General features: G+C 68.2%; 12 protein-coding genes. 4 read left to right on the top strand and 8 right to left on the bottom strand.

The window, feature by feature from the left end:
* Positions 1-63: 63 nt before the first annotated feature.
* From LYSCAS_RS14815 to LYSCAS_RS14825, 3 genes are all read right to left on the bottom strand, one after another.
* The gene (locus LYSCAS_RS14815; protein WP_213434814.1) at positions 64-3078 is read right to left on the bottom strand and encodes a tyrosinase family protein; all 3015 of its coding nucleotides are present in this window, start codon (positions 3076-3078) and stop codon (positions 64-66) included.
* Between the two features lie 87 nt (positions 3079-3165).
* Positions 3166-3696, bottom strand: coding sequence for a DUF1453 domain-containing protein (locus LYSCAS_RS14820; protein ID WP_213434815.1), 531 nt, complete (start codon positions 3694-3696; stop codon positions 3166-3168).
* Between the two features lie 90 nt (positions 3697-3786).
* Positions 3787-4578: an OmpA family protein gene (locus LYSCAS_RS14825; protein ID WP_213434816.1), complete on the bottom strand. Its 792-nt coding sequence runs from the start codon at positions 4576-4578 to the stop codon at positions 3787-3789.
* A gap of 164 nt (positions 4579-4742) precedes the next feature.
* Here LYSCAS_RS14825 and LYSCAS_RS14830 point away from each other — a divergent pair, with 164 nt between their 5' ends.
* Positions 4743-5762 (top strand): NAD(P)H-dependent flavin oxidoreductase, encoded by a 1020-nt coding sequence (locus LYSCAS_RS14830; protein WP_213434817.1) that lies wholly within the window; start codon positions 4743-4745, stop codon positions 5760-5762.
* 3 nt (positions 5763-5765) lie between these two features.
* Here the strand turns inward: LYSCAS_RS14830 and LYSCAS_RS14835 are convergent, their stop codons facing one another.
* Positions 5766-6890, bottom strand: a complete 1125-nt coding sequence (locus tag LYSCAS_RS14835) for a sensor histidine kinase (protein ID WP_213434818.1) — start codon at positions 6888-6890, stop codon at positions 5766-5768.
* A gap of 126 nt (positions 6891-7016) precedes the next feature.
* Here LYSCAS_RS14835 and LYSCAS_RS14840 point away from each other — a divergent pair, with 126 nt between their 5' ends.
* Together LYSCAS_RS14840 and LYSCAS_RS14845 are read left to right on the top strand one after the other, a co-directional pair.
* The gene (locus LYSCAS_RS14840) at positions 7017-7601 is read left to right on the top strand and encodes an HD-GYP domain-containing protein (RefSeq protein ID WP_213434819.1); all 585 of its coding nucleotides are present in this window, start codon (positions 7017-7019) and stop codon (positions 7599-7601) included.
* Positions 7602-7609: 8 nt separating this feature from the next.
* Positions 7610-8413 carry a CHAD domain-containing protein gene (locus tag LYSCAS_RS14845; RefSeq protein ID WP_213434820.1) on the top strand — a complete coding sequence of 268 codons (804 nt, stop codon included), beginning with the start codon at positions 7610-7612 and terminating at the stop codon, positions 8411-8413.
* On the opposite strand, the gene ppk2 is transcribed toward LYSCAS_RS14845, so the two are convergent.
* Both ppk2 and LYSCAS_RS14855 read right to left on the bottom strand, forming a co-directional pair.
* The gene (ppk2, locus tag LYSCAS_RS14850; protein WP_213434821.1) at positions 8397-9212 is read right to left on the bottom strand and encodes a polyphosphate kinase 2; all 816 of its coding nucleotides are present in this window, start codon (positions 9210-9212) and stop codon (positions 8397-8399) included. The genes LYSCAS_RS14845 and ppk2 overlap by 17 nt on opposite strands.
* Positions 9209-9484, bottom strand: a complete 276-nt coding sequence (locus tag LYSCAS_RS14855; RefSeq protein WP_213434822.1) for a hypothetical protein — start codon at positions 9482-9484, stop codon at positions 9209-9211. Before LYSCAS_RS14855 ends, ppk2 begins: the two co-directional genes overlap by 4 nt.
* Positions 9485-9596: 112 nt before the next feature.
* On the opposite strand from LYSCAS_RS14855, the gene LYSCAS_RS14860 reads away from it, so the two are divergent.
* On the top strand, positions 9597-11297 hold the full coding sequence (locus tag LYSCAS_RS14860; RefSeq protein WP_213434823.1) for a SulP family inorganic anion transporter: 1701 nt from the start codon (positions 9597-9599) through the stop codon (positions 11295-11297).
* A 10-nt stretch (positions 11298-11307) separates the two neighbouring features.
* Here the strand turns inward: LYSCAS_RS14860 and LYSCAS_RS14865 are convergent, their stop codons facing one another.
* Positions 11308-11601, bottom strand: a complete 294-nt coding sequence (locus tag LYSCAS_RS14865) for a carboxypeptidase-like regulatory domain-containing protein (RefSeq protein WP_213434824.1) — start codon at positions 11599-11601, stop codon at positions 11308-11310.
* Between the two features lie 48 nt (positions 11602-11649).
* Complete coding sequence (locus LYSCAS_RS14870) at positions 11650-12108, bottom strand: hypothetical protein (protein WP_213434825.1); 459 nt, start codon at positions 12106-12108, stop codon at positions 11650-11652.
* Positions 12109-12125 lie beyond the last annotated feature (17 nt).

The raw sequence follows: 12125 nt of genomic DNA on the forward strand, positions 1-12125 counted from the left end.
AATTCCCCCCACCTCCACCATTGAAGGAAAAGGCCCGCGAAAGCGGGCCTTTTCTTTTTTGGGTCACTTCGCGCTCCCCTCCCGGTGCGGCCCCACGTGCACATGCGTGCTCGCATCGCTGGTTTCGCCACCATCGTCGGTCACGCGCACGGTCACGATGCGGTGTTCCGTTTCCGGCACCTGCACGGTCACTTCGAACGGCGGCGCCTGGCGCGATCCCACCGGCACGAACTTCGCTTCGAACAGATCGCTGTCGGCCATGAAGAATTCGACGTTGCGGATCCTGCCGTCCGCATCCGTGGCATCGGCCGTCAGGATCACCGTGCCCGGCGCGTCGCCGGCGCGGGCCTGCAGCGTCACGACCGGCGGCAGGTCGTCGACGCCGACGACCAGGCGGTCTTCCGCGGTCGTGCGGCCTTCGCTGTCTTCGGCGACGGCGCGCAGGCGTTGCGGGCCCCTGGTCGGCGTCCAGGCGAAAGTCGTGGGGGCCGTCGTCGGTTGCACGGGCTTGTCGTCGGCGAACAACGTGACCTTGCGGAGTTCGCCGTTCGGATCGATGGCATCGACATGCAGTTGAATCGATTGCCCCGCGCGCACGAGCGCGTCATCGAGCGCGATGCGCACGCTCGGCGGTTCGGTCGCGTCCACGCGATTGCCGACCAGCGCGGCATCGAACACCAGGTCGTCCTGCGCGTTGTCCTCGTATTGATGCACTTCCACCGCGAGCACGTTCGTCCCGGCGCGCAGCAACTCCGGCGATAGCCGCACCGGGAAATACGCGAGTTCCGCCGCCCCCGACACCGGCTTCAGCACTTGCTTGTCGAAGTTCGTGCGATGCACTTCGCGTCCGTTGAGGTACACGACCGCGCCGTCATCGACGCGCAGGCGCAAGGTGAGGTCGCGCACCAGCTGCGGATCCTGCACGTCGAAGCGCTTGCGGAAATACGCCACCTTCGTGCCCGGCGCCACGCCGGCCATGGCTTCGAGTTTCGGCGCGAAGCCCAGCGGCGCCGGGGCTTCGGGCCAGGCGGCATCGTCGAAGTTGGTCGAGGTCCAGCCCGGCGGCGCCTGATCGGAGGGTGAAACGCGCCATTCACTGCGCGGCTTCACGAGATTCACCTGCGCGACGTCGAGCTGGAAGCGCACACCCCCGACATCCTCGCCCTTGCCGCTGCGTTGCACGACGTCGAACACCAAGGGCTCGCGCATCGGCTTCGCATCGCGCCGCAACTGCAACACGAGGCGCAACGGGAATCGCTCACCGGGCTTCAACGCGATCCCGTCCAACGCATCCTCGAATCCCTTCAACCGCACGAACACCGTGTCCGCCGGCACGCCCTGCATCGCCTGCGCCGGCTTCACCTGTTCGCGGCCCTGCCCCGCGATCCGGCGGTACAACGCCGACGGCATCCCCACGTCGATCGTTTCGACAGACTGCCCGAGTTGCGCGAACCGCTGCGCCCCTTCGCGGAACTGCAGCGACGCCGTCATCGGCGCCTGCGTGTCGTTCTCCACCATCATCGCCATCGCCGCCATCGTGCCGCTGAAGTCGTCGACGACCTGGAGGTTGCGCCACGCCAGGTTGTTGCCGTTGCGCACGTTGGTGGTGATGTTGGTGCCTTCGGTGGTCGTCACCGGCGTCACGCGCGCCAGCAGGCCGAACTGCGTGTCGCCGAGGCACGCGTAGTCGGCGGGATTCGGCGGATACCACGGGATTTCGAGGATGACCGCCTGCCCCGCCGGCACGACGGGAATCGTGAGCGGCGCGCTGTCGTAGATCGGCGGCGACAGCACCGAGCGATCGAAGCTGGTCTTCGTCACGATGAAGCCGCCGCCCGTCGTCCACGGATCGATCGGCGAGCCGGTCGGCACCGCGCCATTCCACGGACGCAGGCCGTTGACGATGACCGCGCTGGTCGACGAGGTGCCGTACGCCGTGCCGGCTTCGATGCGCGCGGTGTTCGCGCGCTGCCAGCGCGACCACAACTGGTCGACCTTGCCGTGCAGCAGGAAGAAGAACGGATCGCGCGTGGCGGAGGCAACGACCGACATCGAACCGCCGGTGCCACCGATGTACCCGTGGTTCGCATCGTGGTTGGGCGTGGTCTCGATCTGCACGCTGAAGTTTTCCGCGGCGTCGCTGCCGCGGTAGTTGGCCCACCCCATGTGCGTGGTATCCGACGCCGAGCCGGGCACGCCGGTGCGCAGGTTGCGCACGACGCTCGCGCCTTCCGACGCGATGGGTTCCAGCGCGGGCGACAACGGTGCGCCCATGCTCGTCCCGCCCGTGCCGCGGCCGGAGTTGCCCATGAACCCCGACGTGTAGAGATTCGTGCCGTTGGTGCTGTTGGTCGGATCCGTCGTCCATTGCCAGTACATCAGCTTGACGCGCGGGTCGGCCTGCTGCAGCAACAGTTCGAGGCGGTTGAGGAATTCGCGGTGCCACGGCAGGAACGCGGGGTTGTGGTGTTCCGGCGCGCGCACGTGGATCTGTTGTTGCTTCGTCCAGTAGTCGTAGCCGGTGAGCAATGCGAATTCCGGCGTCGTGGCCATCGTGATGTACGCATCGCGCAGGCGCTGGCGTTGCGTCGCGGTGGCCGTCGCTGCGTTGACGCGCGGCTTGGTGATCTCCGCGCCCGTGAGGCGACTGGCGCCGCACACGGTCGGAAACGCATCCATCCAGCCGGACGACCACGTCGGGCCGGCCGCGCCTTTCGACCAGTACACGTGCAGATGTTCGGTGCCGGCCGACGCCGACGATCCGCGATTGCGCACGCGCACGTACACGTAATTCGGCAGGCCGTAGCGCGGATTGCGGTATTCGGGATTCTGGTGCGCCGCGGGCGTCCAGGGCGGCGACGCGGGATTGAACGCCGTCGGGCGCCAGTTGGGATCCGGGCTGTTGCGCACCCATATGTCTTCCGACACCCACATCGGCCCCGCATCGGGATTGGGCTGCACACCGGTGTCCGCCGGCGTGTCGCGGATGTACAGGTCTGCCTGGGCGAAGGCCGTGTTCGCGATGCACCACGCGAACGCGACCACGACGAGTTGCCGCACCTTCAAGCGCTTGCGCATGACACCCTCCTTGCGCCCCTGCCATCAGGTAGGACGCAAGGCATCCACCGAATGGGTCATGCCGGCCGGTCACCGGGTGACCGGGATTCACGCAATGCGCGACAGCCGCGCCAGCACGCCCCAGGTGTAGGCCAGCGCGTAGCCGAGGAACACGCCGGCGATCCCGGTCCACGCGCCCGCGTCGAGCCATCCGGCAAAAGCGCCAGACGCGTCGCCCGACAAATGCCGCCACGCCATCCACAACCCGGCGAACACGCGCGCCGCCACGATCGCCGTGAGCCCCAGCACGACCCAGCGATTGGGCGTGTAGGTCCAGCCTTTTGCATCGCGCTCGAAGCGCGTCAGCGACACGCCGAGCACGCCGACCCCCGCGCCGAACAGCAAACCCCAGCCCGCATCTCGCAGCGCGTCCGCCATCCAGTGCGTCGCAGCCCACGACGACACCACGAAGATCGGCAACGACACCGCAAGCAACCACGCATTGCCGCGCAGGAACCACCCCTGCGCACGCCGCCGCGCGCGCCCGGACGAATACCGCGCCCACAGCGACACCGGCAGCAGCACGAGCCAGGCCGCGAACAGGACGAGCACGATCAACGGGAGCAGCAACAAGGGCATGCGACCGACCCTACCGAACTCCCGCGCCACGCAATGCGAAAGGCCGGAAGCGCACGCTCCCGGCCTTGGTTCGTCACCCGCGAAGCACGTTTACTTCCCGGCGTTCACACCCTTGTCGACCACCAGCTTCACGACCACCTTGCGCGCACTGGCATTGCTGCCCGTGCCGGCGTCGGACGCCACGCCCATGCCGTCGCCGGCCTGCACGCGACCGGGCGAAACGCCGGCCTTCTGCTGCAGGAAATTGGTGACGGCCGCGGCGCGCTTGGTGCTGAGGACCTGGTTGGCGGCGGCGTCGCCGGTGGAATCGGTGAAGCCCTGCACCACCATCCGGTAATCCTTCAGCTCCTTGGTCTTCGCGGCGAGCGCCATCAGGTCGGACTTGCCCTGCGAGGAAATCGCGGTGCTGCCCGAGGCGAAATGCACCTCTGCCGTGGCGAGCGCTTCATACGTGCCGAAGTCGTTCATGCGCGCGGCGTTCGCTTCCATGCCTGCATGGGTCGGCGCCACGCCGGCCTGCACCTGCTGCGCGGTGCGGAAGTCTTCCGAGCCGAACGAAATCGCCGTGGCGTTGAAGCCGTCGCCCTGCGCGACCACGTCGGCCACGATCGGCAGGCCCGCCATCAGGGCGCCTTTCTCGACCGTTTCGTAACGCACGGCCGCCAGGCCCTTCTTCTTCTTGATCTTCGTGTCGGGCGAGACGTGGATCTTGCGCTCGACGTTGTTGCTGTCCTTGACCGTGATCATGTCGCCGTTGACCGCGGTGATCAGGCCCTTGATCGTGCTCGGATCGCCGTCGGCCGCGAGGGCGGGCAGCGCAACGAGGAGACCCATCAGTGCGGACGACAGGGCGAGCTGTTTCAGACCTTTCATGGAAATCATGGACGTCTCCTGACTGCAGATGATCCCCGCGAGTGGGAACGCCCATTGCATGCGAAGGCGGCCACGGGGTGGGTCAACATCCTGAAGCGTTGCCGGCGCCACCGCGCCCGTATTTCTACGCGTGGCGGACCAGTACTTTTTCGCCGCGGGGCATACTCCGTCCGATGCTCGACATCGACCTCCCCGTGATCCAGGCCCCGATGGCCGGCGTGCAGGGCGCCGACCTGGCCATCGCCGTCTCCGGTGCCGGCGGGCTGGGCTCCCTGCCCTGCGCGATGCTCGATGCCGCGCAGTTGCGCGCCGCGCTGGAACGCATCGCCGCGGCCACGCCGCGACCGGTGAACCTCAACTTCTTCTGCCACGCGATGCCGACGCCCGATGCGTCGCGTGAAGCGCGCTGGCGTGAAGCCTTGCAGCCGTATTACGACGAACTCGGCCTGGCGTTCCCCGATGCGAACGACGCGGGTGCGCGACGACCGATCGATGCCGCGGTCGTCGATGTGATCGCCGGATTCCGGCCGAAGGTCGTCAGCTTCCACTTCGGGCTGCCCGCGCCGGATTTGCTGCAACGGATCAAGGGCTGGGGCGCGTTCGTGCTCGGCTCCGCGACGACCATCGAGGAAGGCCGATGGCTCGCGGCGCACGGCGCCGATGCGGTGATCGCGCAAGGGCTGGAAGCCGGCGGGCATCGCGGGCATTTCCTGTCGGACGATCTGTCGTTGCAGTTGCCCTTGCGCGACTTGCTGGCCGGCCTGGCGCACGCGATCGACGTGCCATTGATTGCCGCGGGTGGCATCGGCAGCCACGCCGACGTGCGTGCGGCGTTACGGGCCGGCGCGAGCGCCGTGCAGGTCGGGACGTCCTACTTGCTATGTCCGGAAGCCACGACCTCGCCGGTGCATCGCACCGCCATCGCGCGCGCGTCCGTGCCGGACACCGCGCTCACCAATCTCTTCAGTGGCCGGCCGGCGCGCGGGATCTCCAATCGCCTGATGCGCGACCTCGGACCGCTCTCCGATTTGCCGCCCGCGTTCCCGCTCGCCGCCGAGGCGATCGCACCGCTGCGGTCGCACGCCGAACGTATCGGCCGCGACGATTTCTCGCCGCTCTGGTCGGGCACCAACACCGCGGGGTGCAGCACGCAAGGCGCCGCGGAGATCACGCGCACGCTCGCCGGCGCTTGAAGCTCAGCCGTTCGGCAGGTTCAGCGTGAACGTCGTCTTCCCGTCCGACGAGTCGGCGCGGATGGTGCCCGCGTGCGCCAGCGCGATCTGGTTGACGATGAACAGACCGAGGCCGAGGCTGGCGCGCTCGTGTTCCTGTTCGCCGCCCAGCACGCCGCCGCGGCGCAGCGGTTCGAACATCAGGTCCAGCATCTCGCGCGAGATCGGCTCGCCTGCGTTGCCGACCTTCAGTTCGACGCCCGCGTCGGCCTGGCGCAACGTGACCTGGATGTCGCCGCCGCGGTTGCCGTACTTCAAGGCATTCACCACCAGGTTGGCGAGCGCTTCGCGCACGCGCGTGGCATCGAACATCCCGGACACCGGCCCTTCCGCGCGGAATTCGATGCGCACCTGCGGCATCGTGCCCTGCAGCAGGTCCACTTCGTCCCGGCACACCTGCACCAGGTCGACCTGTGCCTTGTCGATCTCGAACCCGACGCCCAGCTTCGCGCGGTTGTAGACCAGCAGCTTGTCCAGCAACGCGCGCATGCGCTCGCCGCTGCGGATCAAACGCTGCGCGGCCTCGGCCATCGGTGCATCCACCGCGGTGCGCGCGATCAGTTCGGAGGTCATCACGATGGCGCTCAACGGGCTGCGCAGGTCGTGGCCCAGCACGCCGAGGAAGATGTTGCGCCAGCGTTCCACTTCGTCCGCGTAGTGGCTCACCGATTCGGCGATGGCTTCGTCGATCGCTTCGTTGAAACGCGTCACCTCGTCCGCGCTGACGGCCGCGGCCTCGGGGGCGTCGGCCCACAGGCGTAGCACGGACGCGCGCAATGCGCGGTATTCGGACACCAGGTGCGACACGCTGAAGCCGCTGTGCGCGCGGAACAACGCGTGGGTGCCGGCGGCGGTGCGCGGCGTCCCGACGGGGGCGAGCGCGCGGCCCTCGGATTTCTCGATTTCTTCCTCGCGCGTTTGCGGGCGGCGCAGGTCCGCGACGATGGCCGCGACGATGTCCGGGAGGTGGTCGCGCAAGGCGGCGTCATCGAGCGGCGCGCCCACGTCCACCGTCTTCGCGAACACCATCGCGTGGGAAATGATCGTCTCGCTGTGGTGCTCGATGAAATCCGCCAGACCGGTGCCCATGCGCTTTGCCGATCCAGGAGGTTGGACGCGCATCGTAGGGCCAAACCCGCGTGGCCGCCCGACCGGGCGTCCGCCGACGGGCGGCCACGTCCGGAACGCCCCGGCCAACGCGTTAGCTTCGGAACCATGGCCGACCTCGCCCGCGAAACCGCCGCCGTCCTGCGCGCCCTGCACGAGCGCGACGACAACACGTCCGCGCACTGCGACCGCACCTGCGCGCTGTCCGTGGAAACGGGGCGCGCGCTCGGGCTGTCCGCCGAGGAACTGGGCGTCCTGCACTGGGCCGGGCAGCTCCACGACATCGGCAAGCTCGGCATTCCCGATCGCGTGCTGTTCAAGCCGGCGCGCTACGACGCCGACGACATCGCGGTGATGCGCACGCATCCGCGCCGCGGCCACGACATCCTGTCGGCGATCCCGGATCCGCGCGTGGCCGCCATCGCCACCGTCGTGCTGCACCACCACGAAGCCATCGATGGCAGCGGCTATCCGGATGGCTTGCGCGGCGACGACATCCCGGTGCTCGCGCGCATCCTCTGCATCGTCGATGCCTACGACGCCATCGCCACCGTGCGGCCGTATCACGCGCCCAAGCGGCACGACGAGGTGATGCGCATGCTCAACGTCGAGCAGGGACGCAAGTTCGATCCGCATTTGCTGGGGCGCTTCGACAAGACCGTCGCATCGAGTGCATACAAGGCCGTCGGCTAGGCCCCGCGATGACCACGGAGGCGCTGCGCGACCACGGCCTGGCCGAACTGGCGGCGGCCATCGACCACCTCGGTCGACACGGCAGCCACGTGCACACCGGCATCCACCAGGCACGCAAGGCGATCCGCCGCACGCGCGCCCTGCTCGCACTCGTGGCCGCGGACGTCGGCCCGGGCGCGAAGCTGATCGATCGTGAATTGCGGCGCGCGAACCGGCGCCTGTCGCCGTTGCGGGATGCGCATGCACTCGTCGAGACGCTCGATCGCTTGCGCACGAAGGCGCGCGACGAACCGACGCGCACGGCGCTCGCGCACGCGCGCGGCATCGCGCTGCGACGGCGGGCGGCCATGGCGCATGGACCCGGGTTCGCGCAGGCCCTGCAGCACGAACGCGCGATCCTGGTGACGCTGCGCGCGGGGCTGTCCGGCCTGGCGTGGGACAACGTCGCAACGTCGACCGTGGTCGATGCGCTGGCGGCGTCGGCACGCAAGGCCGACGCGGCACGCGACCGCGCCTGTGCGCACGACGACGACCAGGACTGGCATCGCTGGCGCCGGCGCATGCGACGGCTTTCGCAGCAGCATCGCGTCGCCCTCGCGGCGGCCTTGCCCCTTTCCGACGCAGGCTTCGACAAACACGTCACCGAGCAACTCGGCGTGTTGCAGGACCTGAGCCTGCTCGTCGCGCATTGCGGCAAGGACTCGCCGTTCGGCGAATCCCGCGCCGCGCTGCGACGCTTTGCCGAACGGGCCCTCGCGCGGCAGCGCAAGCGCATCCGCTCGGTGGTCGCCCCCGTCAGTAGCGTTCCTTGACGTAGCGATACGGATAGTCCGGCTCGACGTAATCGCCGCGCTTCTGCCGTTTCGGCAACACCACTTTGTCGCGGGGCAGTTCCTCGTACGGTATCTGGTCGAGCAGGTGCCGGATGATGTTGAGGCGCGCGCGGCGCTTGTCGTCCGTGCGTGCGACGAACCACGGCGCGTGCGGCGTGTCGGTGGCGGCGAACATGTCGTCGCGCGCCCGCGAGTAGTCGTACCAGCGCCCGTAGGACTTCAGGTCCATCGGCGTGAGCTTCCACAGCTTGCGCCCGTCGCTGGCGCGCGCTTCCAGGCGCCGCGTCTGCTCGGCTTCGCCCACTTCCAGCCAGTACTTGAGCAGGATGATGTCCGACTCGACGATCGCGCGCTCCACCAGCGGCGTGATGCGCAGGAAGCGCTGCACCTTCGCTTCCGGCGTGAAGCCCATCACCCGCTCCACGCCCGCGCGGTTGTACCAGCTGCGATCGAAGATCACGATTTCGCCGGCAGCGGGCAGGTGCTTCATGTAGCGCTGCATGTACATCTGGCTCAGCTCGCGCTCGGTCGGCGCCGGCAGGGCGACGACGCGGAACACGCGCGGGCTCACGCGGTCGGTGATGGCCTTGATCGTACCGCCCTTCCCCGCCGTGTCGCGGCCTTCGAACACGATGCAGACTTTCAGCTGCTTGGCGACCACCCACAGCTGCAGCTTCACCAACTCGGCGTGCAGCTTCTCCAGCGCCGCCTCGTAGTCCTTGCGCTTCATCTTGTCCGGCGGGGCGTCGGACGCGGTCTTCTTGTCCTCGCGTTTCATGCGCGCTTCTCGTTCTCCAGCGCCTTGTGCACGATCGCTTCGTACAGTTGCGCGATCTGCGCGCCCAGCGCGTGGACTTCCGGACTGCGCGCAACGTACTTCACCGCGGCCTGCGCATCCTCCAGCGCCTGCGACAGGAAGCCGATTTCCGAATCGGTCAGGCGTTCGCCGGCATCCACGCGCTTTTTGATATCCAGCGTGCGCGGCAGGCGGAACTTCACGAGGCGTTCGAGCAACACCTGGATGGTGGGGTCGTCGGTCTGGTCGGACATCGCGGTCCCCGGGGCGCAGGACGAGGCGCTATTCTGCTCCGCGCCACGCGCGCCCGCGACGGACCGTTCGTCCAATGCCGCGTCCCCGCTGCGCGTCCCGAAAGGATGAGCCATGCAACGCTGGCAACGCTGGGTGCCCGGGATCGACACGCTGCGCCGCTACGAGGCCGCGTGGTTGCCGAACGACATCGTCGCCGGCCTGGTGCTCACCACGATGCTGGTGCCGGTGGGCATTGCGTACGCCGTCGCGTCGGGCTTGCCGGGGATCAACGGGTTGTACGCGACCATCGTGCCGTTGCTGGCGTACGCCGTGTTCGGGCCCAGCCGCATCCTGGTGCTCGGGCCCGATTCCGCGCTGGCCGCGGTGATCCTGTCCGTCGTGCTTCCGCTCTCGGCGGGCAGTCCCGAACGCGCGGTCGCGCTCGCCGCGATGATGGCCGTCGTGTCCGGCCTGGTGTGCATCGTCATCGGCCTGCTGCGGCTGGGCTTCGTGACCGACCTGCTCTCCAAGCCCATCCGCTACGGCTACATGAACGGCATCGCGCTCACGGTGCTGATCAGCCAATTGCCGAAGTTCTTCGGCTTCTCGATCGAAGGCGCAGGCCCGCTGCGCGACATCGTGCAGGTCGTGCACGCGTTGCTCGACGGCAAGGCGAACTGGGTCGCCGCCGCCGTCGGCGCCGGCACGCTGGCGACGATCCTGGTGCTCAAGCCGTTCAAGCGCGTGCCCGGGTTGCTGATCGCCGTCGTCGCCGCCACCGTCGTGGCCGGGCTGCTCGCGCTGGGCGAACGCTTCGGCGTGAAAGTGCTGGGCCCGTTGCCGCAGGGCTTGCCGTCGTTCGCGCTGCCGCACATCGCATTCGCGGACCTGGCGCAGGTCGCGATCGGCGGTTGCGCCGTCGCGATGGTGGCCTTCGCCGATACGAGCGTGCTGTCGCGCACGTATGCCGCGAAGACGCGCACAGCCGTGGATCCGAACCAGGAAATGATCGGGCTGGGCGCGGCCAACCTCGCCGCGGGCTTGTTCCAGGGCTTCGCGATCAGCAGCAGCGCGTCGCGCACCCCGGTGGCGGAAGCCGCGGGGGCGAAGACGCAGCTCACCGGCATCGTCGGTGCGGTGAGCGTTGCGCTGCTGCTCCTGCTGGCGCCGAACCTGCTGAAGGATTTGCCGAACAGCGCGCTGGCCGCGGTCGTGATCGCCGCGGCGATCGGCTTGTTCGAGTTCGCGGACCTGCGCCGCATCTACCGCATCCAGCGCTGGGAGTTCTGGCTGTCCATCGTGTGCTTCGCGGGCGTGGCGCTGTTCGGTGCGATCCCCGGCATCGGCCTGGCGATCGCCATCGCCGTGATCGAATTCCTGTGGGACGGCTGGCGCCCGCACTACGCGGTGCTGGGGCGCGTGGACGGCATCCGCGGCTTCCACGACACCGCGCGCTATCCCGACGCGCGGCGCGTGCCGGGCCTGGTGCTGTTCCGCTGGGATGCGCCGCTGTTCTTCGCCAACGCCGAACTCTTTCGCCAGCGCGTGCTCGACGCCGTGGCCGCATCGCCGACGCCGGTGAAGCGCGTCGTCGTGACCGCCGAGCCGGTCACCAGCATCGACGTGACGTCGGCGGACATGCTGGTCGAACTCGTGCAGGCCCTGCGCGAATCCAATATCGAACTGCGCTTCGCGGAAATGAAGGACCCGGTCAAGGACAAGCTGCGCCGCTTCGAACTGTTCGACCGCTTCGGCGCAGCCAACTTCCATCCCACCGTCGGCGCGGCGGTGGATGATTACGTGGATGCGTACGCGGTGGACTGGAAGCCCTGAACCGGGCCGGTCACTTCACCCGCGACGTCGTCCCGATCTGCACGCGCACTTCCTTCGGCTTGTCGACCGTGCCGTCGGCATGCGTCACGGTGACGATGTAGATGCCGGTGGGGATGCGCGGGATGCGGTACTTGCCGTCGGCTTCCACCTTGATCTCGCGGTGGTAGCCGGTGGCCTGCCGTTCGACGCGCACGACGTCGCCGGCCTTGCCGTCGCCCATGAGGTTGCCGGAGGACTGTTGCGCCGCAGCCGGCGAAGCCAGCGCCGCGACCAGCAGCGCGATGGTGAAACGGTGCCTGTTCATGGGACACCTCCGTCTTGCTGGAACACCGCGATCCTACGCCCGCGCCGGTTACGCAAGCTTCCGATAGAACCGCACGATCAGTTCCTCGACCAGCAGCATCACGACCACCACCACGATCAGCCAGATGATGCCGTGCCAGGCGCCGGTGAAGCGCACCGTCTCGCCGAACGCCTGCGACAACGCCTCGAGGATCACGAACTTCGACCCGAACAACACCAGCCACGCGAAGAAGAAACGCAGGAAGGTGTTGAACTTGCCGGGTTTCTTCTTGAAGTACGCGCCGACCTTGTGCTCCACCCAGATCGTCGCCTTCAGCAGCACCTGCAGCAGCACGGCGGCCAGCAGCGAGATGGAGAACGAATCGACGAAGACTTTGTCCGTGAATTCGACGAACAGGTTCAACACCACCAGGTCCACCAGCGTCCCGGTGAAATACCGCAGGAACAAACGTTGTGCAGTCGACGGGGCCTCGGCCGAGGCCGGCATCAATTGGTCGCTGGCAGACATGCAGTGCTCCGGTTGGA

This window comes from Noviluteimonas caseinilytica, from assembly GCF_018406605.1.
Classification (GTDB): Bacteria; Pseudomonadota; Gammaproteobacteria; order Xanthomonadales; family Xanthomonadaceae; genus Noviluteimonas; species Noviluteimonas caseinilytica.

Bases quoted from the DNA above. Each gene is read 5' to 3' on its own strand.
- LYSCAS_RS14865 (WP_213434824.1), bottom strand. From the start codon at position 11,601: ATGAACAGGCACCGTTTCACCATCGCGCTGCTGGTCGCGGCGCTGGCT.
- LYSCAS_RS14820 (WP_213434815.1), bottom strand. From the start codon at position 3,696: ATGCCCTTGTTGCTGCTCCCGTTGATCGTGCTCGTCCTGTTCGCGGCC.
- LYSCAS_RS14840 (WP_213434819.1), top strand. From the start codon at position 7,017: ATGGCCGACCTCGCCCGCGAAACCGCCGCCGTCCTGCGCGCCCTGCAC.
- LYSCAS_RS14860 (WP_213434823.1), top strand. From the start codon at position 9,597: ATGCAACGCTGGCAACGCTGGGTGCCCGGGATCGACACGCTGCGCCGC.
- LYSCAS_RS14815 (WP_213434814.1), bottom strand. From the start codon at position 3,078: ATGCGCAAGCGCTTGAAGGTGCGGCAACTCGTCGTGGTCGCGTTCGCG.
- LYSCAS_RS14830 (WP_213434817.1), top strand. From the start codon at position 4,743: ATGCTCGACATCGACCTCCCCGTGATCCAGGCCCCGATGGCCGGCGTG.
- LYSCAS_RS14825 (WP_213434816.1), bottom strand. From the start codon at position 4,578: ATGATTTCCATGAAAGGTCTGAAACAGCTCGCCCTGTCGTCCGCACTG.
- ppk2 (WP_213434821.1), bottom strand. From the start codon at position 9,212: ATGAAACGCGAGGACAAGAAGACCGCGTCCGACGCCCCGCCGGACAAG.
- LYSCAS_RS14845 (WP_213434820.1), top strand. From the start codon at position 7,610: ATGACCACGGAGGCGCTGCGCGACCACGGCCTGGCCGAACTGGCGGCG.
- LYSCAS_RS14870 (WP_213434825.1), bottom strand. From the start codon at position 12,108: ATGTCTGCCAGCGACCAATTGATGCCGGCCTCGGCCGAGGCCCCGTCG.
- LYSCAS_RS14855 (WP_213434822.1), bottom strand. From the start codon at position 9,484: ATGTCCGACCAGACCGACGACCCCACCATCCAGGTGTTGCTCGAACGC.
- LYSCAS_RS14835 (WP_213434818.1), bottom strand. From the start codon at position 6,890: ATGGGCACCGGTCTGGCGGATTTCATCGAGCACCACAGCGAGACGATC.